Genomic DNA, 21,489 nt, shown 5'->3' with positions numbered 1-21,489 from the left:
GGCACCCTCAGGGCCGGCCGCCGATGTCTCGGTCCATGCCGAACGACCGTACTGCCGCGAGGAATTCGGTGGGCCGTGCGGTGTGGACGAGATGTCCGGCGTCGATGGTGACCAGCCGACAGTCGGAGATCTGCCCTGCCAGCCAGGCGAGTTGGTCCTGCGGCAGATGACTCCCGTCCCCTCCTGCGATCACGAGCGTCGGGGCGGTGATCTCGCCGAGGCGCTCGCGGGCCGCCGGATCGGGATCGTTGAGCTGGGTGTCGATCGACGGGACGACCTCCCAGTCGAAGTCGAGTTCGCCGTCCGGGCGTCGGGCCGGCCGGCGGGGCGGGTCGAGCGGGATGAGCGGCGGGGCTTCCTCGATGACCAGTCTGCCGATCAGCCCGGGTTCCCGTTCGGCCAGCAGAAAGGCGGCGGCGCCGCCCATCGAGTGCCCGACCACGGTGGCACCGGCCAGATTGCGCGCTTCCATGAAGGCGTGCAGGTCGTCGCGGAACAGCTCGAAGGAGTAGCGGCCGGTCCAGTCGCTGAGACCGTGGCCGCGAAAATCGAGTGCGTACACCCGGTGGTCGGTGGCGAGCTGTTCGGCGATCTCCGTCCAGTCCCGGCTGTCGCCGCCCCGGCCGTGGGCGAGGACGACGGGTGGTGCGGACGGCTCGCCCCAGACCCGGTACGCGAGCCGTATGCCGCCGGCCTGCACGCTGTGCACCTCGGGGTCGAGGAACGCGGAGACGGTGCGGGCGAACGCGCCGGGATCGTCGACCCACGGGTAGTGGCCGGCCCCGCGCTGCACGATGAATTCGCCCCGCGGGAAGAGAGCGGCCAGTTCGGCGGCTCGGTCGGGGGTCGGTCCCGCGTCGTACTCCCCCGCGAGAACGAGCACCGGGACCTGCACACAGCGCAGCGCGGCCACCGTCGCTGCCGTGTCGAAGGCCCCTTCCTCGTAATAGACGGCCGCAGCCTGGTCATTGCGCTGTGTCGCCGCGGCCGCGGCATGCGCCTGCGCGGCCGCGTCCCAACGCCCGTACGCGAACGGTTCGACCGCCGTCCACTGCTCGCTCCCGCCGCGTCCGGCGTGGATCTCCTCCAGTGCGGCGGCTCCTGCCGCGTACCAGGGTTCGTCGCTGCGCAGCGCGAAGGCGTCGCGCCGGTCCCGGTCGGTCGTCTCCACGCCGACGGCCCGGGTACCCGGTGCGACCAGTGTCAACGAGCGCAGCCGGTGCGGATACCGGGCGGCGTAGAGCGCAACCAGGTTGCCGGACGCGGAGTGGCCCAGCAGATCGATGCGGTCCAGACCCAGGTGCGCGCGCAGCGCCTCGACGTCGTCGACGAGACGGTCGCAACGGTACGTCGCGGGGTCGTCGGGCGCTTCGGAGTCACCCGTCCCCCTCTGGTCGAGCAGCACCAGTTGCCGGTGGGCGGAGAGTCCGCCCAGGCCGCCGAGGTGGACGGCGGCCCGCATGGGTCCGCCGGGGACACAGATCAGCGGCTCGCCCTCGCCGCGGAGATGGTAGGCGAGCCCGGTTCCGTCGTACGCGTTGAAGATCGGCATGCCCGCCATCCAAACAGGGTGCACCCGGGCCCGGGCCGGCGTTCGGTGTGAGCGTAAGAGCGATCCGTCACGACCACGGCCGGCGCGTGTGATCTCGCCGCCCCCCTTGCCAGGGCGTGGATCATCCTGAATTACTGCTCCCACAAGGATCGACCGAATGGTCGGTCGCCCGGGCGGAAGGAGGGAGATCCGGATGACGGATCTGCTGGACGCGGCCGAACGGCTCGGCCGTGAGGAACTGGAGGCACTGCAGCTGAAGCGCCTGCGCGCCACACTGCACCGTGCGTACGAACACGTCGGCTTCTACCGCGCCGCGTTCGACAAGGCAGGCCTGCGCCCCGAGGACTGCCGGACGCTCGCCGACCTCGCCCGATTCCCGTTCACCACCAAGGCCGACCTGCGGGACAACTACCCGTTCGGTATGTTCGCGGTGCCCGAGGACCAGGTGCGGCGCATCCACGCGTCCAGCGGGACGACGGGCCGCCCCACGGTCGTCGGCTACACCCGGGCGGACCTGGACACCTGGGCCGACGTGGTCGCCCGCTCGATCCGGGCCGCCGGAGGCCGCCCGGGCCAGAAGGTCCATGTGGCGTACGGGTACGGGCTGTTCACCGGCGGTCTCGGGGCGCACTACGGGGCGGAGCGGCTCGGCTGCACGGTGATCCCCGCGTCCGGGGGAATGACGTCCCGTCAGATACAGCTGATCCAGGACTTCCGGCCCGAGATCATCATGATCACGCCTTCGTACATGCTGACCCTTCTCGACGAGTTCGAGCGCCAGGGCGTCGATCCGAGGACGACGTCGCTGAAGGTCGGGATCTTCGGCGCCGAGCCGTGGACGCAGGAGATGCGCCGGGAGATCGAGGAGCGGTTCGCGATCGACGCGGTCGACATCTACGGGCTGTCGGAGGTGATGGGGCCCGGTGTCGCGCAGGAGTGCGTGGAGACGAAGGACGGGCTGCACATCTGGGAGGACCACTTCTATCCGGAGGTCGTCGATCCGCTCACCGGCGAGGTGCTTCCGGAGGGCGAGGAGGGTGAGCTCGTCTTCACGTCGCTCACCAAGGAGGCCATGCCGGTCATCCGCTACCGGACCCGGGATCTGACCAGGTTGCTGCCCGGCACCGCCCGGGTCTTCCGCCGCATGGAGAAGGTCACCGGGCGCAGTGACGATCTGGTGATCCTGCGCGGGGTGAATCTCTTCCCGACCCAGATCGAGGAGATCGTGCTGCGGACGCCGGCGCTCGCGCCACACTTCCAGCTGCGACTGACCCGCGAGGGCCGTCTCGACGCGCTGACCGTTCGGGCGGAGGCACGGGCCGAGGCGACTCCGGTCCAGCGGGCGGCCGCCGCGCGCTCGATCGCGGTGGCGGTCAAGGACGGCATCGGGGTGTCGGTCGGGGTGGAGATCGTCGATCCCGGGACCCTGGAGCGATCGGTCGGCAAATTCAAGCGAATCGTGGACGACCGCGGCGGACACTGAGACGCCGGGGGCGATACCCACTCGGTCGTGCCCGGCTCCGGCGTGCCGGGCCGCCCGCCCCGTCAGCGCCTGTTTCTCGCGGCTCCCCCGGCTGCGTGGCCGAGGGAGAGGGCCGTCGCCCTCGGCCGCCGGGAGCCGCTGATGCCCGGATGCCGCCCGCCCGGTCGGCCGGGACGCTCCGCGCCACCCCTCGGGTCGGTGTCAGGCGGCGCGGCATCCGGCGTCATCCACCGGAGCTCTCCCCTCCGCCCGGCCCGGCCTGCGAGAACCGGTCCCTGAGCTCGCGCTTGAGGATCTTTCCGCTGGCATTGCGCGGCAGTGCGTCCAGGAAAAGAATCCTCTTCGGGGCCTTGAAGTGGGCGAGCCGCTCCCGCACATGATCGAGAAGCTGCTGTTCGGTGGCGGGCTCGCGAAGCACGACGACGGCGGTGACGGCCTCGATCCACCGTTCGTCCGGCAGCCCCACGACGGCTGTCTCGGCAACGGCGGGGTGGGTGTAGAGGGCGTCCTCGACCTGGCGGGAGGCGACGAGGACGCCGCCGGAGTTGATCACGTCCTTCACCCGGTCGACGACGGTGAAGAAGCCCTCCGGATCGCGGACCGCGAGATCGCCGGAGTGGAACCACCCGTCGCGGAAGGCCTCGGCCGTCTCCTCCGGCTTCTCCCAGTAGCCCTCGCACAACTGCGGTGATCTGTAGACCACTTCGCCCGCAGTGCCGTCCGGCACCTCCTTGCCGTGCTCGTCGACGACGCGTGCCTCGACGAACAGCACCGGCCGGCCGCAGGAGTCCATCCGGCCCTCGTGCTCGTCGGGACCGAGGACCGTGGCCAGCGGGCCGATCTCGCTCTGCCCGAAACAGTTGTAGAAGTCGAGTGCGGGCAGCCTCTCGCGGAGCCGTTCCAGTACCGGGACCGGCATGATCGACGCGCCGTAGTACGCCTTGCGCAGTCCCCCTAGCTCGCGGGTCGCGAACTCCGGGTGGTTGGCGAGCCCGATCCAGACGGTGGGCGGGGCGAACAGACTGTCCGCCTGCCCGGCCTCGACGAGGTCGAAGATCCGGCCGGCGTCGGGCGCGTCGAGGATGGTGTTCTCCGCACCGACCGCGAGATAGGGCAGCAGGAACACGTGCATCTGTGCGGAGTGGTAGAGCGGCAGCGAGTGGACGGGCCGGTCGGTGGACCGCAGGTCGAGAGCGGCGATCGCGCTGACGTACTCGTGGACGAGGGCGCCGTGGGTCATCATCGCGCCCTTGGGAAGTGCGGTGGTGCCCGAGGTGTACAGCAACTGCACCAGGTCGCCCGCGGCCGGTTGCCGCTCGGGGGCGAAGGGCCGCGGAGCGGCGAGTGCGCCGAGGAGCGAGTCCGGTGCGTCGCGCAGCGGCCGTACCGCGAAACCGGACGGGATCCGGTCGGCGAGGGCCGGATCGGTCAGGACGAGGGCGCTGCCGGACTGCCGCAGGACGTACGTCAGGTCGTCACCGGTGAGGTTCTGATTGACCGGCACATGGACGAGCCCGGCCCGGGCACAGGCCAGGTACGCGATCAGATACGCGTCGGAGTTGTGCGCGTAGGCGGCGACCCGGTCACCGGGACGCAGGCCGTGGTCGGTGAGGAGGACGGCGGCCGCGGTACCGATCGCGGCGTCCAGGAACCGGTACGTCCAGGTCCGGTCGGCGTACCGGACGGCGATGCGCTCGGGGGTGCGCCGGGCGCTGCGGGTGACGACACCGTCGACTGTGGAGCTGCGTACACCTGTCATGGCGTGATCCTGTGCGGCCGTGCCCCGGCGGTCAAGGGTTCCGATACGGGCCATGTTGTTGACACGGGTACGCCCGTGCTGGCTGAGTTACGCGTGGTGTCTCGGGACATCCGAGCAACCGCCTTTTCCCACCGTACAGTTGGGAGGAACGTTGCCCTTCCGCAACCGCCTCAGGCTCCTCGCGGTCCCCGCACTCGCTCTGCTCACCGCGTCGGGGTCCCTGCAACCGGCCGCGGCCGACACCTCGTACACCCGGCATCCGTCGGGTGGCGGTCTGGCCGCCGTGATCCGCTACACCGAGTACGGCATCCCGCACATCGTGGCGAAGGACTATGCGAATCTCGGATTCGGGAACGGCTGGGCGCAGGCCGCCGACCAGGTGTGCACGCTTGCCGACGGCTTCGTGACGTTGCGCGGCGAACGGTCGCGGTACTTCGGTCCGGACGCGGCTCCGGACGGTTCACTGTCCTCCGCGGCCGGCAACCTCTCCAGCGATCTCTACTTCCGCGGGGTACGCGACAGCGGCACCGTGGAGAAGCTGCTGAGGGTGTCCGATCCGGCGGGTCAGAGCCGTGAGGTGAAGGAGCTCGAGCGGGGCTGGGCGGCGGGCTACAACGCGTGGCTGAAGCAGAACCGGATATCCGATCCGGCCTGTCGGGGCGCCGACTGGGTACGTCCGGTGACGATGCTGGACGTCGCCACCCGTGCCTTCGCGCTCTCCGTGCTCGGCGGTCAGGGCCGCGGGATCGACGGCATCACAGCCGCGCAGCCACCCACCGGCGCGCCGGCCGCGCCCGGTGTCACCCCCGGTGAGGCCGCGAAGGCGGCGCGGCGGCTGCTGTCCACGCAGAACGCCGACATGGGCTCGAACGCGGTCGCGTTCCGCGGCAGCACGACGGCGAACGGGCGGGGCCTGCTGCTCGGCAATCCGCATTATCCGTGGCAGGGCGGGCGGCGGTTCTGGCAGTCCCAACAGACCATCCCCGGAACGCTCGATGTGGCGGGCGGCTCGCTGCTCGGTTCGGCGACCGTGTCGATCGGGCACAACGCGAACATCGCGTGGAGCCACACGGTCGCCACCGGGGTCACCCTCAATCTGCATCAGCTCACCCTCGATCCGGCGGATCCGACCAGGTATCTGGTGGACGGCAGGCCGGAGCAGATGGTGAAGCGCACGGTGTCGGTGGCGCTGAAGGGCGGCACCACGGTGACCCGCGCCCAGTGGTGGACCCGGTACGGTCCGGTGGTCATCTCACTCGGTTCCGGACTCCCGCTGCCGTGGACGGCGACGACCGCGTACGCGCTGAACGACCCGAACGCCACGAACCTCCGGTCGTCGGACACGGCCCTCGGGTTCAGCAAGGCGCGCAGCACCTCGGACATCCAGGCCGCACTCCGCCGTACCCAGGGGCTGCCGTGGGTGAACACCGTCGCGGCCGACTCCTCGGGGCATTCGTTCTTCTCGCAGTCGCAGGTGCTGCCGCGGATCACGGACGACCTCGCGCAGCGGTGCTCCACCCCGCTGGGCCGGGCCACCTATCCGTCGTCGGGGCTCGCGGTGCTGGACGGGTCGCGGAGCGACTGCGCGCTCGGTTCCGACCCGGACGCGGTGCAGCCGGGCATCTTCGGGCCCGGCCGGATGCCGACGGTCAAGGACACCCCGTACGTCGAGAACTCCAACGACAGCGCCTGGCTGACCAACGCCGGCGCTCCACTGACCGGCTACGAGCGGGTCTTCGGCACGGTCGGTACGCCCCGCTCGATGCGGACCCGCGGCGCGATCGAGGACGTGTCGGCGATGGCGGCGAAGGGCCGGCTGACCGTGGGCGACCTGCAGAACCAGCAGTACGCGAACCGCGCACCGGCCGGTGACAGGGCCGCGGCCGGCCTGGCCCAGGCCTGTGCGGCGCTGCCCGGTGGGAGTGCCGCGGGCAGTGACGGCAAGGCGGTCGATGTGTCGGGGGCGTGCGAGGTGCTGCGGCGCTGGGACCGGAAGGTCGACACCGGCAGCCGGGGCGCGCTGCTCTTCGACCGGTTCTGGCGCAGGGCCGTCGCAGTGCCGGAAGCCGAGCTGTGGAAGGTGCCCTTCTCCCCCGCCGACCCGGTCGGTACGCCGAGCACGCTGAACACCACGTCGCAGCGGGTCATCGCCGCACTGGCCGATGCGGTGGCCGAACTGCGGGCCGCCCGGATCGCGCTGGACGCGCCGCTCGGCACGTACCAGGGCGTCGTACGGAACGGGAAGCGCCTCGCGATGGGCGGAGGCACGGAGTCCCTCGGCGTCTGGAACAAGACCGAGGCGGTGTGGAACGCGGCGGGCAGTGGCTACACGGACATCTCGGCGGGTTCCAGCTACATCCAGGCGGTCGGCTGGGACGGCTCCGGATGCCCGGTGGCCCGCACCCTGCTCACGTACTCCCAGTCCTCCAACCCGAATTCGCCGCACTACAGCGACCAGACCGAGCTGTTCTCGGGTGAGCGCTGGGTGACGTCACGGTTCTGCGAGAAGGACATCGCGCGCTCGCCGGCGCTGCGGGTGGTGGCGGTGCGCGAGCACCGTTAGCACCGCCGGGGTCTTTCGTCCGGATCATGCCGGGCCAGCGTGCCCCGTTGCCTGATCCGGCCCGATCGGGACGAAGGACCCTGGGTGTGCCGTCGGTCCCTGCCCGCTCCGGTGCGGTCAGGGGCTGATCGCAAGGAAGACGAACGCGGCGAAGATCGCCAGGTGGACGCCGCCCTGGAGCAGGGTGGCCCGTCCCGGTACGACGGTCAGCGCGCCGACCACCACGGTCAGGGCGAGCAGCACCATATGGGTGGATCCGAGACCCAGATGCAATGGCCCGGACAGCCAGATGGAGGCCAGGGCGATCGCCGGAATGGTCAGGCCGATGCTGGCCATGGCCGACCCGAGGGCGAGGTTGAGGCTGGTCTGTACACGCTCGCGGCGGGCGGCCCGCACCGCGGCGAGGGTCTCCGGCGCCAGCACCAGCAGCGCGATGACGACACCGACCACGGCCTGCGGCAGCCCGGCGGCCTGCACCCCGGACTCGATCGTCGGCGAGACGGCCTTGGCGTCGCCGACGACGGCGATCAACGCGATGAGCAACATGACCAGGCTCAGCGCGGTGGCGCCCCGGCCGGGCAGGGGCGCGCGATGCTCCTCCTGTTTGAGCCGCCCCTCCTGGGTGAGCGGCAGAAAGTACTCGCGGTGCCGGACCGTCTGCACGGCCACGAACAGCCCGTACAGGAGGAGTGACGCGACGGCGGCGAAGGCGAGCTGCGCGGTGGAGAACTCCGGGCCCGGGCGGCCGATGGTGAAGGTCGGCAGTACCAGGCTGAGGGTGGCAAGGGTCGCGACGGTCGCCAGGGCGGCGCCCGACCCTTCGGCATTGAACACGGCGACACGGGTACGGACCGCGCCCACCAGAAGGGACAGTCCGACGATGCCGTTGCAGGTGATCATCACGGCGGCGAAGACGGTGTCGCGGGCGAGCGCGGACGTCTTGGGGCCGCCGTCCACCATCAGGGTGACGATCAGAGCAACTTCGATGACGGTCACGGCAACGGCCAGGACCAGCGAGCCGAACGGCTCTCCGACCCGGTGGGCGATCACTTCGGCGTGGTGGACGGCGGCGAGCACGGCGCCCGCGAGACAGAGCGCGACCACGGCGACGGCGATGGCAGGGAGCTCCCGTCCCCAGCTGAACACCAGCGCGACCACCGCGACGATCGGCACGACCACGGTCCACTGGGTCACCAGTGACCGGACCGTCGCGCTCATGTTCATGAGCCACACGCTGCCAGAGGTGGCCGGGCGCCGCTCGGCGGACGGCACCCGGCCGCACCGAACGGGGGTCGGGCACACCGGATGTGGGCGGGCGCCGTGCGAAGCGCTCGGCCGCGACGCCGTCTCACCTGAGCCGTCCGCCCGCGGCGCCGGGGCGCGCGGGCGGGCGGGAGGCCGATGGTGATCGGGCGCGGCCGGCGGGCCGGCGAAGCGGTTGCCGGCCGGCACCCCGGTGTCCTACTCCGCCGCCGGCCGGGCGGCGGGCCCTGCACCTGTAGCGGACTCCCGAAGTGCGGCGGTGGCGACGACACGCGGGGTGCCGAGCTCGCGCGGGATGTCCCGGCCGCCGGGGCGCTCGGCGTCCGCCACCTCGCCTGCTCGGCCGGATCGGCGACGGCCTGTCGGCAGTCCGCCGGGAGGGCCGACGCCTCACCTTCGACGGTTCAGATGAAGGACGGATGCTCGGCCTCCGTCCCCTCCCGGGTCCGGGAAGGACAGGCCGCAGCTGACAGATCGTCAGATTCTTTGTTGCGCGAGGGGCCTCCGCCGCGGGGGAGGTGACAGTAATCTCTCCGGCGGCAGGAAGTTTCACCGCAGGACTGAATGACGAAAGTTACTTTCACCCGGTAGAGAGGGGTTCCTGATGACCGAGGACGCGACCGGCAGAGGAATCAGCCGACGCAGGCTGAGCGGCGGGATGCTCGCACTGGGCGGAGCACTCGCGCTGGCACCGATCCCTTTCGCAGAAGCCGCGTCGGCCATGGAATCGGGGGCGGGATCCTCGGCGGCGAAGCGATCGGCCGCCTCGCGCCCACGGCCGACGCTGCGGCTCGGCAGCGCCGCACACGCGGGGCTGCTGCAGGGACCGCTGGACCAACTGGTCACCGAGGCTGAGAAGTTCCTCGCGGCCTCCCCCAAACATCCCTGGTACGCGGGCGCGGTGCTGCTGGCGGGGCGCGGTGGCACGGTGGCTCTGCACCGGCCGATCGGCAAGGCCGTGCGGTATGCGGCGTACGACGAGACGACGGACACCGGGGTGGAGTTCCCGGCGGACCAGCAGATCGCGATGGCCGAGGACACGGTCTTCGATCTGGCGTCGGTGTCCAAGCTGTTCACCTCCATCCTGGCCGTGCAGCAGATCGAGCGCGGGGCACTCGAACTGGAGGCGAAGGTCGCGTCGTACCTCCCCGACTTCGCGGGCGGCGGCAAGCAGGACATCACGATCCGTCAGCTGCTCACGCACACCTCAGGTTTCCGCGCATGGATCCCGCTCTACAAGGAGCCGACGCGGGAAGGGAAGCTCCGCCTGCTGTGGGACGAGGTACCGGCCAACCCGCCTGGCACGGTGTATCTCTACTCCGACCTCAATCTGATCTCGCTGCAGCTGATCCTGGAGAAGATCACCGGACGCACCGAGGACGTGTTGCTCCGCGAGGAGATCACCACTCCGCTCGGGATGCACCGCACGCGCTACAACCCGCCCGCCGCCTGGAAGCCGAAGATCGCGGCGACCGAGGACGCCCGGCTGCCGTGGTCCGGTCTGGACCGCGGGCTGGTCTGGGGAGAGGTCCACGACGAGAACGCGTTCAGCCTGGGCGGGGTGGCGGGCCACGCCGGAGTCTTCTCCTGCGCCTGGGACCTGGCGATCCTGGCCCGCACCCTGCTCAACGGCGGATCCTACGGGCACGCGAGGATTCTCTCCGACGCGTCGGTGGACCTGTTGTTCACCGACTTCAACACCGCGTTCCCCGGGGACGCGCACGGGCTCGGCTTCGAGCTCTACCAGCACTGGTACATGGGCGCCATGGCCACGCCGAGCACCGCGGGCCACACCGGCTTCACGGGGACGAGTCTGGTCCTCGATCCGACGACCGACTCATTCCTGATCGTGCTGGGCAACTCGGTGCATCCGGTGCGCAACTGGCGCTCCGGCAGCGCACCCCGCGTCGCCACCGCGAACCAGCTGGCGCGGGCGGTGGCGGTGCACCCCGCCACGGGCCGCAGCGCCTGGTTCTCCGGCATGGCGAGCGCCACCTCCGCCACGCTCGCGCTGCCCGCACTGCGTCCGGTGTCGTCTCATGCCGCTCTGAACTGCGCACTGTGGTGGGACACCGAACCGGGCTCCGACAACCTCCTCCTGGAGGCTTCCGCGGACGCCGGGGCGACCTGGCAGCCGGTGCCGTTCACCACCGTACCGACGGCCGGCCACCACCGGACGGAGCCCGAAGCGCATCCGGCGGGTTCCGTCTCCGGCTGGTCGGGCCGGGTCTGGCACCGGCTCGACGCGGACCTGGCCGCCTGGCGGAACAAGGACGTACAGCTGCGGTGGCGGTACACCACGGATCAGCTGTACGTCGGGCGCGGGGCGTACGTCGACGGCATCCGGGTCGAGGACGGCGGCCGCACGGTCTTCGACGACAGCAGGTCCGCCGACGCCGGGCGCATCGAGGCGAACGGCTGGACGGTCTCGGCGGACTGAGCACGGGCAGGCGGCTGCCGGGCCGTCGAACACGGTGAGCGGCTGCCGGCCGGATCCCACCGGCCGGCAGCCGCCGGTGCGACGGCCGGGACCGTCCGTCAGCCCCCCGGCAGGAGCAGATGGACGGCGAGCGCCGCGATCAGCACGGAGGACGACAGGGTGGTGAAGAGCCGGCCCCGCGCGCCGGTCAGCGCCCGGCCGAGCAGCGCGCCCCCGCCGGCGAGCAGCAACTGCCAGCAGGCGGACGCAGTGAAGGCAGCGAGGACGAAGACGGACTGTTCCAGCCGGTCCGGCTCGCTGCCCGCACGGCTGCCCAGTACCAGCGCCGCGAAATAGACGACGGTGGCAGGGTTCAGCAGCGTCATACCCGTCAGCCCGAGGTACGCGCGCGCCGGGCTGAGCGGGGTCTTCCCGGTCCGGACCACCGAACGCCGCTCGCGGTACTGGCGGATCCCGGTGAAACCGCCCCGGAGTGCCAGCGCGACGAGCACCAGGACCGAGACCCGACGCAGCGGCAGCGCGACCGGTTCGATGACATGGGTGAGCGAGGAGCCCCCCACGACCGCGATGAGCGCGTAGACGCCGTCGGCGGTCGCGACGCCGAGCGCAGCGGCGGCGCCGGTCCTCAGCGTGGTCCGTGCGGTGAGGGACACCAGATACGTCGCGACCGCTCCGACCGGCATGGCGATGCCGAAGCCGGCCAGGAGCCCCGCGACCAGGGCGGCCGTCACGCGGGAAGGAACGCCGGTCTCCGCCTGGGGCCGGGCTGCTGCTGAACACCCATGGTTCGGGTGGCGAGGGTCGACGGCAGGACGGCGAAGGTCGTGTTCATGGGCAGATGCTGCGGGCGACGAGGCTACCGGGGCAACACATTTTCGCGGCCCGGTCCCCACCGGCCGATCTGCGTCGGAGAACGCGCCGACAGGACCGCCACGCAGTGGTACACCTCTTTTCAGCCGGTGCAGCCCGCGACGGCACCCACCGGGCGGCAGTCGTCCCTCACCGTGGTGTCGTCCAGGGTGATCGCGACGCGTCGCCCGCCCCGCACGCTCCGCAGCGGGCGGCGACACCTGCAAGGTGCCCGGCATGTGGCAGCCGGCGTCGTCCCGCCCGGCGGATCCGAGCCGGCCGGAAACGTCGCCGCAGCCCGTGCGTTCGGCCTGGCATGCTGCGCTCAGCCTCCGAATCTCGAAACATTTCGAAATAAATGCAGGCTACATTCGAAGCAGGATGGGATTGCAGTCAACTCCCGAGACCAGAACCCGCTGTTCAAGGCATTCCAGAAGTACGTCCACCCAGCAACACGACCCACGCCATCGCCCGGAGCCCCCATTCCCTTTCGGGCGACTTTCGTAACCACTCGCTCTCGACACAAGCGTCATACCTTTCACGCAAGGGCAAGGAGCGCCAAGAGCCTTGCGTATGCGCAGGTCAAAGCCATACGGCGCAATGATCCGGCGCTTAACGGTCTCGAAATATTTCGGAAATGCAGCGTTGACGCCACTCCCCGGCGGGCGCATACTCTCCCTCGCCCCTCGTTTCACCGATCAACTCCTGTCACACGCATGCCCTTTGCCGGCGTGCCCACGTGGCGGGATGCACAGCCCTGAGCGGCCCACGCGCCGCCCGGGCAGTCCGCTCATTCCGCCCGCACTCGGAAGAAGAGGTTGATAAGTGATCGTCCATTCCTCCGGCGGCCACGCAGCCGCACGCCCGCACGCCATGAACCGCGCCCGCAAGGCGCTCGTCATCGGGACGGCCGGCATTCTCGCCGCCACCGGGGTCGTCGCGCTGGCCGGCACCGCCCAGGCCGCAAGCACACTCGGCGCCTCGGCAGCCGCCAAGGGCAGATACTTCGGCACAGCGGTGGCCGCGAACCACCTCGGCGAGGCCCAGTACGCCTCGACGCTGGACACCGAGTTCAACGCGGTGACACCGGAGAACGAGATGAAGTGGGACGCCGTGGAAGGCACCCGCAACTCGTTCAGCTTCGGCAACGCCGACCAGATCGTCAGCCACGCCCAGGGCAAGGGCATGAAGGTCCGCGGACACACCCTGGTGTGGCACTCCCAACTGCCCGGTTGGGTCGGTGGGCTCGCCGCCGCCGATCTGCGCACGGCGATGAACAACCACATCACCCAGGTCATGACGCATTACAAGGGCAAGATCTATGCCTGGGACGTGGTCAACGAGGCGTTCCAGGACGGCAGCAGTGGTGCCAGGCGCAGTTCCCCGTTCCAGGACAAGCTCGGTGACGGCTACATCGAAGAGGCCTTCCGCACGGCTCGCGCAGCCGATTCCGGTGCCAAACTCTGCTACAACGACTACAACACCGATGGTCAGAACGCGAAGAGCAACGCGGTCTACAACATGGTGAAGGACTTCAAGCAGCGCGGTGTGCCGATCGACTGCGTGGGCTTCCAGTCGCACTTCAACAGCAACTCCCCCGTCCCCAGCGACTATCAGGCCAACCTGCAGCGCTTCGCCGACCTCGGCGTCGATGTGCAGATCACCGAACTGGACATCGAGGGCTCGGGCTCGGCGCAGGCGACCAACTACAGCAATGTGGTGAAAGCCTGCCTGGCGGTCACGCGCTGCACCGGGATGACCGTCTGGGGAATCCCGGACAAGTACTCGTGGCGCAGCAGCGGCACCCCGCTGCTGTTCGACGACAACTACGGCAAGAAGCCCGCGTACGACGCGGTCCTCGCCGCACTCGGCGGCAGCTCCGGTGGCGGCACCCCCGGCGGGGGCACCGGTGGTGCCACCTGCTCGGCGACCTACACCCTGACGGCCTCATGGAGCGGCGGCTTCAACGGGCAGGTCACGGTGAAGGCCGGCAGCTCGGCGATCACCGGCTGGTCGGTCCCGGTGACGTTCACTTCGCCGCAGAAGGTCTCCGGTTCCTGGAACGGCACCCCCAGCTGGGACTCCAGCGGGAATGTGATGACGATGAAGCCGAACAGCAACGGCAGCCTGGCTGCCGGGGCGTCGACATCCTTCGGTTTCACGGTCATGACGAACGGCAACACCACGGCCCCGACCGTCGGTGCGTGCACCGCTTCCTGACGGCTCGTCGGGCAGACACGAACGCGGGCGCGGCGATCCAGGATCGCCGCGCCCTGCGCCGTCGCGCGGAAGGGTCGGGTGCGGTGACACCCCGCACCCGACCGGAGCGAGCCGGGCCCGAGAGTTGTCCGGTGGTCCCTGGCGGGCGCACCACGACGGATACGGCGCCTGAGCGGGAGCGGAGCGCCCGGACAGGCCAGGTGTGACGCCCGATTCGAGGTCGCCCCTCCCCTGCGACGCACCGCATCCGGCGCCGCGCGTCGCTCCACCACGGATGACGGGACAGTCATCGGCCGAGCGGTCGTCCGGTCGCCGCCGGTGCCGGGGCGACGGCGCCCGCCGGTGCGGGCATCGGGGCCGGTGCCGTCGACTCCCGTACGACCAGCCGTGGCCGGATCAGCAGGGAACGCCCTGCCACCGGAGCCGAGTCGATCCTCGCGCGAAGCTGCTGGAACGTCTCGGCGGCCATCTCGGGCAGCGGCTGGCGGACGGTGGTGAGCGGCGGCTCGAAGAGGTCGGCGAGCAGGATGTCGTCGAAGCCGACCACCGAGACGTCCTGTCCGGCGCTGCGCCCCGCGTCCTTCGCCCCCCGGCAGATCCCGATCGCGCACATGTCGTTGACCGCGACGAACGCGGTGGGCGGACGCGGCCCGGACAGGAGCTCTCTGGCCGCGTTGCGGCCCAGTTCGGCGGCGTCCTTGTCGCCGAACTCGGAGGTGTCGGCGCCCGGCCAGACCACCGCGTCGGCCGGGTCGAGCCCGGCCGATTCCAGTGCCGCACGGAAGCCCCGCAGGCGCTCGCGCCGGTTGACGCTGTTGACCGATCCGGAGACGAACGCCAGCCGCCGGTGACCGAGTTCGATGAGATGACGCGTGGCGAGTTCCGCTCCCATCGCGTTGTCCACGCTGATGGAGGCCAGCGACGGCGGGTCACCCGCTTGTGCGGTGCGGTCGAAGGCGACCATCTTCAGGCCGCGGCTGAGCAACGGCGCCACATGGTCGAGCGAGGGCAGCGAGGAACACAGCACCACTCCGCTCACCCCGTCGGCGAGCAGTTCCTCGCCGTACTTGAGCTCGCGGGCCGGATCACGCTCGCTGTTGCAGAGCAGTACGTGGTATCCCTCAGCGAGCGCGATGGCCTCCAACTCACGGGCGAGCGCCCCCCAGAAGGGGTTGGCGACCGACGGCACGATGAGTCCGATGACCTTGATACGGCCGGTGCGCAGCATCCTCGCCGCACGGTTCGGCCGGTAACTCAACTGCTCGATCACCCGCTCGACCCGGGCCAGGGTGGCCGCCTGCATACGGTCCGTACGTCCGTTGAGGACGTTCGAGACCGTGCTCGCGGAGACCCCAGCAGCCTCCGCGACCTGATGGATCGTTACCCCGCTCATGCCACCTCCGGTTCGGAACCCATTCGCGATCCTAGTGTACCGATTTACTGAACTCTCTTCACCGGTACACCCATTAACATCCCTGAAAATTCTTCTGCATCAGCTGTTGACGTCCCTCTTGAGGCGTTCTTAGCATCAGTGCATCGATTTACCAGTGCTTCCCAGTCATGGCCGGGTTGCCATCACTGGATCGATCCACAGCTTCCAGCTCTAGAGGGGTGTCCCATGGAACTCAACAGACGGTCGCTGCTTGCCGCAATCGGTGCGGGTACCGCTGCCGCCGCCCTCGGCGGATGCGGCACAGGTACGTCGACAGCCGGCTCCGCCGACGGTCCCGCCGAGGGTGAGATCACGCTGCTCACCCCGATCTACGAAGGCGCCGATGGCAAGACGCTGCTGGAGAACGAGATCCTCGGGGGCTTCCGGAAGAAGCATCCCAAGGTCAAGGTGAACGTGGACTACACCACGTACGCCCAGCTCAACGAGAAGATCACCACGGGTCTCGCGGGTGGGCTGCTGCCCGACGTACTGATGATGGGTGTCGGCTGGATCCCGCCGTTCGCCGCCAAGAAGGCGATCGCCGAACTGCCGGAGGAGCTGGCCTCCGCACACGACTACGAGAAGCGGGTACTGGAGCCCTCGCGGTACGACGGCAGGCTCTACGCGCTGCCGGTCGTCCTCGACACCCGCATCGTCGTGTACCGCAAGGACCACCTCGCGGAGGCCGGGATCAAGAAGACCCCGGCCAACTGGGCCGAACTGCGCGCAGTGGCGAAGCAGCTGACCAAGGACGGACGGCTCGGCTTCGACCCGTTCTCGATCGACCTGCGCCAGTGCTGGGAGACCTTCCTCTTCGCCAACGGCGGTCAGCTGTTCAGCGCGGACGGCAAGAAGGTGCTTTTCGACAACGCCCGTGGGGTGGAGGCGCTGCAGCTCTTCAAGGACCTGGTCAAGGACGGCTCGTCCGACTACGCGAAGAAGACCGATCTGGGTGCCCCGTCGAACATCCAGACCGGTAAGGCGTCGATGATGATGTCCACCAGCGCCCTGTGGAACCAGCTCAAGGACACCAATCCGGAGCTGATCGAAGAGGACAAGGTGGGTGCCTTCGTCCTCGCGAACCGCAAGCCGGCGATGCTTCAGGGCGGCACGCTCGTCTGCCAGTCCGCAGGCTCCAAGCGCCCCGCCGCGGCCCGTGCGCTCGTCGAACATCTCGCGACGCCCGAATCGATCCTCGGCGCCGCACGGCAGCGGGGTTCGGTGCCTGGGCTCAAGGACCTCAACGACACCAGCTATGTGAAGGAGAACAAGTTCGTCGATCTTTCCCTGCAGAGCATGGGCGACGCCTGCTCGGAGGGCGGGACCGCGGCCTGGATGGAGATCCGCGAGAAGATCAAGCCGACGCTGGAGCCCGCGATCGTGGGCGGTCAGTCCGCGAAGGACGCCATCGCGGAACTCGGCCGGCTCGCCGAAGCCGCCATCGGCAGGATGTGAGGACCCGTCACCGTGGGAACGACATCCATATTGAAGGCCGGGCCCGCACGGCCGCCTTCCCCGCCCGACATGACGACGGTGCCGAAGCGCACCGGCCGGGTACCGACAGGCCCGGGGCGCCGCCGGCGACGGGCCGGGATGCTGATGGTGGCGCCCGCGCTGCTGCACGCCTCGCTCTGGATCGGTCTGCCGGTCTTCGCCTCGGTGGTCCTGGCCTTCACGAAGTACGACGTGCTGACGGCGCCGCAGTTCGTGGGGCTGGACAACTTCCGGGACATGCTGGACGACGCGGTCTTCCGCAAGTCCATCGTCAACACGGTCGTCTACACCTTCTTCACCGTGCCGTTCGGGATGGTCCTGGGGCTGCTGATGGCCCTGGCCCTGCACACCGGCCTGAGGGCCCGCGGCATCTTCCGTACCGCAGTCTTCCTGCCGCAGGTGACGGCGACCGTCGCGATCGCTCTGGTCTGGCTGTGGATCTACAACCCGGGCAACGGGCTGCTGAACGCGCTGCTCTCGACGTTCGGCATCGACGGCCCGGCCTGGCTCTCGTCGACAGCCTGGGCCATGCCCTCGGTGATCCTGGTCGGCATCTGGCAGGGCATCGGGATGAAGATGCTCATCTACCTGGCCGCGCTGCAGTCCCTGCCGAAGGAGCTGTACGAAGCGGCCTCGGTGGACGGCGCCTCCAGGGTCCGGCAGTTCTTCTCGATCACACTGCCGCTGCTGAAACCCGCCACCTTCTTCGTGCTCATCACGTCGATGATCAGCGCGTTCCAGTCCTTCGACCAGATCTACATCCTCACCGACGGCGGACCCGCCAACAGCACCACGATGATGACGTACGAGATCTACAAATCCGCTTTCCGGGAGTTCCGCGTCGGCTACGCCTGTGCGCAGTCACTGGTGCTGTTCGCCCTGCTGATGGGGTTCACCCTGGTCAACCGGCGGATCATGGGAGGCACCCGTGGCCACAGCTGAGCTGCAGAAACCAGGGGCCCGGTCACAGCCGGCGCGCGGCCGTTCCCCGAAGGTCTCCACCGGCCGGATCGCGCTCTACGTGACGCTGACCGTCATCTCCCTGCTGATGGTCGTGCCGTTCGTCTGGATGGTGCTCACCTCGCTCAAGACCCCGGCGGAGATCGCCTCGCAGGACGCCGGACTGCTGCCGGAGCACTGGGAGTTCGGAAACTATCTCGACGCGCTGAAGGCGGCGCCGTTCGCCACGTACGCCCGGAACAGCTTCGTCATCGCGATCAGCCACACGGTGCTCAATGTGCTCATCGCGTCGATGGCCGGGTACTCGCTGGCCCGGATCAGGTTCCGCGGCAGCGAGGTGATCTTCTACCTCTTCATCGCCGCGCTGATGATCCCGACCTACACCAAGGTGCTGCCGGAGTTCCTGATCGTCCGCTTCATGCCGCTGGCCGGCGGGAACGACATCTTCGGCCAGGGCGGCAGCGGCTGGCTGGACTCCTGGTGGGCGCTGATCGTTCCGGGTGCCGTCACCCCGTTCGCCGTTTTCCTCTTCCGCCAGTTCTATCTGGACCTTCCGGTGGAACTGGAGGAGGCGGCCAGGCTCGACGGGCTCGGCGAGTTCAGGATCTACGCCAGGATCATGACCCCGCAGGTCAAGCCCGCGCTCACCACGGTGGCGCTGCTGACCTTCGAGTCCTCGTGGAACAACTTCCTGTGGCCGCTGCTGGTGACCCGCACGGACAGTCTGCGGGTGATCCAGGTCGGGCTCTCCGTCTTCAAGACGGAGAACGGCACCCAGTGGCACTTCCTGATGGCGGGCACGACGCTCGCCACCCTCCCCATGGTCGTTCTCTTCCTGATCGGCCAGCGCTACTTCGTGCAGGGCTTCGCAACCGCCGGTCTCAAGTGACTGGTTCCGGCCCCGAGCGGCCGGTTATCGAAAGGGTTACCCCCATGTCTGCTGATCTCCTTGGATCCCGCGCGCTGGTGACAGGAGCGGGCCACGGCATCGGCCGCGCCATCGCCGTCGCCCTCGCCGAGGCGGGGGCCGATGTCGCCGTCCACTACCACTCCTCGGCCGACGAGGCCGCGGGGACGGTCTCCGCGATCGAGGCGCTGGGCCGCAGGGCGAAGGCGTTCCAGGCCGATGTGACCGTGACAACGGATGTCGACCGGGTCGTCGAGGAGGCGGCCGGCTTCCTCGGCGGATTGGACGTCCTGGTCTGCAACGCGGGCCATCTGATCGGCCGCGCCACGATCGCCGAGATGACCGACGACCATTTCGAACGGGTGATCTCCACCAATCTGACGTCGACGTTCCGTACCGTCCGGGCCGCGCTGCCGCATCTGACGAAGTCGTCGGCGGGCCGCGTCATCACCATGTCCTCCCTGGCCGCGCACAACGGCGGCGGTCCGGGTTCGGTGGCGTACGCGGCGGCCAAGGCCGGTGTCCGCGGGTTCACCAAGGGGCTGGCGAAGGAACTCGGCGGCACCGGGATCACGGTCAACACCGTCGCACCGGGCTTCATCAAGGGCACCGCCTTCCACGACACGTTCACCGCACCGGAGGCGCAGCAGGCGATGGAGGCGGGGATACCCGTGGGCCGGGCCGGCACGCCGGAGGACGTGGCCGCGGCCGTGGTCCATCTCGCGTCTCCGTCATCCGGCTTCCTCACCGCCACGACGGTGGACATCGACGGTGGCGTGTGGCCGCGTTGAGGCGGATCCCCCGGGAGCGCGGCGGCTGGTGGCACGCGTACGTCTGCCCGGCACACGGGACCGAGCTCGACCACGGTGATCTGCTCGCCGGGTCCTTCCCGGACGGTGGCGCGCGGTGCGCGTACGGCTGCCGGGTGGACGACGAGGCGGTGCGCGGCGCCTGGCTGGTGCTGTCGCACCAGGCGTGGGCGCGGCATCTGCGGGTGCTCGCCCACCGGGGTGAGCGGGCGGAGGCGGTGGCACGGCTCGCCGAGTACGCCGGGCTGTACGCCGAACTCGCCACCGGGCGGCACGGCGAGGCACAGAACTGGATGCTGCGCGGCCGGCTCTTCCACCAGGCTCTGACGGACGCCATCTGGGCCGTCGGGGTCGGGCATGCCGTCATCACGCTCGCCGAGGACTCCACGGACGGTCTGGCGGCGGCGCTGCCGCTCCTCGACGATCTGGAGCGCGCGGCGCTGGACGCCCGGGATGTGCTGACCGGACAGGGGCACCTCGCCTCCAACTACACCGCGTGGCTCAACGCCGCGGGTGTGGCGGCGAGTCGTGGTGCGGCCGCGGCCCGCGGTCAGGAGTGGGAGGGGGCGAAGGTGTGGCTCGACGGCGAGCACGGGCTGTACGCGCATCTGCGTGCAGCGGTCGCCGACGACGGCTGGGAGTGGGAGGGCAGCACCTACTACCACGGGTTCGTGCTGCGGGCCGCGCTGCTGGCGCTGCGCTCCACGGACCCGGCGGCCGTACCGTCCGACGTGGTCGATGTGCTCGCCGGGATGACGGACGTCCTGGCCGCCGTCGCCACCCCGGGCGGTGTTCTCCCCGCGCTGCACGACGGTCCGTATCTGCGCCATCCCCTCGCCCTGGAGTGGCTCGAACTGGTTTCTCTGGCACAGCAGTTGGTTCCTTCCTCGGCCCTCGCGGCGGTGGCGGGGCGGGCCCGGTCCGAACTCGGTGCGCATGACGACGGCCTGGACCGGGCGCTGGCCGGCTGGTTCGCGGGCCCGCCGCTTCCGGAACGTCCGGCGCCGGGTCCGGTGACGGTGTTCGGCGAGGCAGGATACGCGGTGCTGCGCGGGGCGGGGATCCATGCGCTGCTGGACTTCGGCCCGCACGGCGGCTCGCACGGACATCGCGACAAGCTGTCGCTGTATCTGTACGGGGACACCACCCCGTGGCAGCCCGATCCCGGCCAGGTCCCCTATGCGCACGCCGAGTTCCGTGATCTGTACGCGTCCACGGAGGCGCATCCCGCCTTCCGGGTGGACCGCGGCGAACAGGCGGAGTGCGCCGGAAGGCTGCTCGGTTCGGACGGTTCCTCCGTGACGGCCGAGGTGACCGGGGCGTACGAGGGTGTGCGCGCGGTGCGGCGGATCGTGCTCGGTGACGGCTTTCTCGTCGATCTGCTGACCGTGACGGCGGAGGACTCCCGGCGGTTCACCGCGCAGTTGCGCCCCGGCGTCGCGCTCGACGTGCAGCTTCAGGCCGGCGGTCCGGTGCGCACCACCTGGTACGGCGAGGAGACGCTGCACGGCTGGCACACGCATTCCGCCGGGGTGCCGGTCCGGCCGGTCACCCGGCCCGGTCCCGGCCCGGCCGACGATCCGCAGCGGCCCCGTACCCGGGTCGACTTCACCGCCGAGGCACAGCGGATCACGTTCGCCTCGGTGTACCAGGCGTCGTCGGCGGGGCCGGCCGTCACCGACGTGCGGCTGGACGACGACGGGCTGACGGTCGCTCTGGCGGACGGCAGCACGGCCCTGTTCCGGACGGAGGACTGAA

The 21,489-nt window shown here is 69.9% G+C and carries 14 protein-coding genes; 9 read left to right on the top strand and 5 right to left on the bottom strand.

Features of this window, described 5'->3' with window-relative positions:
- Positions 1 to 7 precede the first annotated feature (7 nt).
- Positions 8 to 1,552 carry an alpha/beta fold hydrolase gene (locus ACFVXE_RS15035; protein ID WP_389671614.1) on the bottom strand — a complete coding sequence of 515 codons (1,545 nt, stop codon included), beginning with the start codon at positions 1,550 to 1,552 and terminating at the stop codon, positions 8 to 10.
- A gap of 193 nt (positions 1,553 to 1,745) precedes the next feature.
- Between ACFVXE_RS15035 and paaK the strand changes: the two genes are divergently transcribed.
- Positions 1,746 to 3,035 carry a phenylacetate--CoA ligase PaaK gene (gene paaK, locus ACFVXE_RS15030; RefSeq protein ID WP_389671558.1) on the top strand — a complete coding sequence of 430 codons (1,290 nt, stop codon included), beginning with the start codon at positions 1,746 to 1,748 and terminating at the stop codon, positions 3,033 to 3,035.
- A 223-nt stretch (positions 3,036 to 3,258) separates the two neighbouring features.
- On the opposite strand, the gene ACFVXE_RS15025 is transcribed toward paaK, so the two are convergent.
- Complete coding sequence (locus tag ACFVXE_RS15025; RefSeq protein ID WP_389671557.1) at positions 3,259 to 4,794, bottom strand: acyl-CoA synthetase; 1,536 nt, start codon at positions 4,792 to 4,794, stop codon at positions 3,259 to 3,261.
- Positions 4,795 to 4,945: 151 nt separating this feature from the next.
- Here ACFVXE_RS15025 and ACFVXE_RS15020 point away from each other — a divergent pair, with 151 nt between their 5' ends.
- Positions 4,946 to 7,357: a penicillin acylase family protein gene (locus ACFVXE_RS15020; protein WP_389671556.1), complete on the top strand. Its 2,412-nt coding sequence runs from the start codon at positions 4,946 to 4,948 to the stop codon at positions 7,355 to 7,357.
- Positions 7,358 to 7,474: 117 nt separating this feature from the next.
- Here ACFVXE_RS15020 and ACFVXE_RS15015 read toward each other — a convergent pair whose 3' ends face one another.
- Positions 7,475 to 8,575, bottom strand: a complete 1,101-nt coding sequence (locus ACFVXE_RS15015; protein WP_389671613.1) for a calcium:proton antiporter — start codon at positions 8,573 to 8,575, stop codon at positions 7,475 to 7,477.
- Between the two features lie 649 nt (positions 8,576 to 9,224).
- On the opposite strand from ACFVXE_RS15015, the gene ACFVXE_RS15010 reads away from it, so the two are divergent.
- Entirely contained in the window at positions 9,225 to 11,060 is a 1,836-nt protein-coding gene (locus ACFVXE_RS15010; protein WP_389671555.1) for a serine hydrolase, read from the top strand.
- 98 nt (positions 11,061 to 11,158) lie between these two features.
- Here the strand turns inward: ACFVXE_RS15010 and ACFVXE_RS15005 are convergent, their stop codons facing one another.
- A complete protein-coding gene (locus ACFVXE_RS15005) occupies positions 11,159 to 11,791 on the bottom strand; it encodes a LysE family transporter (RefSeq protein WP_389671554.1) in 633 nt (210 codons plus the stop codon).
- 991 nt (positions 11,792 to 12,782) lie between these two features.
- Here ACFVXE_RS15005 and ACFVXE_RS15000 point away from each other — a divergent pair.
- Positions 12,783 to 14,129: an endo-1,4-beta-xylanase gene (locus ACFVXE_RS15000; RefSeq protein WP_389671612.1), complete on the top strand. Its 1,347-nt coding sequence runs from the start codon at positions 12,783 to 12,785 to the stop codon at positions 14,127 to 14,129.
- 286 nt (positions 14,130 to 14,415) lie between these two features.
- Here ACFVXE_RS15000 and ACFVXE_RS14995 read toward each other — a convergent pair whose 3' ends face one another.
- A complete protein-coding gene (locus ACFVXE_RS14995; protein WP_389671553.1) occupies positions 14,416 to 15,522 on the bottom strand; it encodes a LacI family DNA-binding transcriptional regulator in 1,107 nt (368 codons plus the stop codon).
- 225 nt (positions 15,523 to 15,747) lie between these two features.
- Between ACFVXE_RS14995 and ACFVXE_RS14990 the strand changes: the two genes are divergently transcribed.
- The 5 genes from ACFVXE_RS14990 (at position 15,748) to ACFVXE_RS14970 (ending at position 21,488) form a co-directional block, all read left to right on the top strand.
- Positions 15,748 to 17,016, top strand: coding sequence for an ABC transporter substrate-binding protein (locus ACFVXE_RS14990; RefSeq protein ID WP_389671552.1), 1,269 nt, complete (start codon positions 15,748 to 15,750; stop codon positions 17,014 to 17,016).
- A gap of 69 nt (positions 17,017 to 17,085) precedes the next feature.
- A complete protein-coding gene (locus ACFVXE_RS14985) occupies positions 17,086 to 17,997 on the top strand; it encodes a carbohydrate ABC transporter permease (protein WP_389671551.1) in 912 nt (303 codons plus the stop codon).
- On the top strand, positions 17,984 to 18,904 hold the full coding sequence (locus ACFVXE_RS14980) for a carbohydrate ABC transporter permease (protein WP_389671550.1): 921 nt from the start codon (positions 17,984 to 17,986) through the stop codon (positions 18,902 to 18,904). The genes ACFVXE_RS14985 and ACFVXE_RS14980 overlap by 14 nt, the downstream gene beginning before the upstream one ends.
- 44 nt (positions 18,905 to 18,948) lie before the next feature.
- On the top strand, positions 18,949 to 19,713 hold the full coding sequence (locus ACFVXE_RS14975; protein ID WP_389671549.1) for an SDR family NAD(P)-dependent oxidoreductase: 765 nt from the start codon (positions 18,949 to 18,951) through the stop codon (positions 19,711 to 19,713).
- Positions 19,701 to 21,488 (top strand): heparinase II/III family protein, encoded by a 1,788-nt coding sequence (locus tag ACFVXE_RS14970; RefSeq protein ID WP_389671548.1) that lies wholly within the window; start codon positions 19,701 to 19,703, stop codon positions 21,486 to 21,488. The genes ACFVXE_RS14975 and ACFVXE_RS14970 overlap by 13 nt, the downstream gene beginning before the upstream one ends.
- Position 21,489 lies beyond the last annotated feature (1 nt).

It is taken from the genome of Streptomyces sp. NPDC058231 (assembly GCF_042882275.1).
In the GTDB taxonomy this organism is placed as follows: domain Bacteria; phylum Actinomycetota; class Actinomycetes; order Streptomycetales; family Streptomycetaceae; genus Streptomyces.
This window is presented reverse-complemented; position numbering and strand designations above follow the sequence as displayed.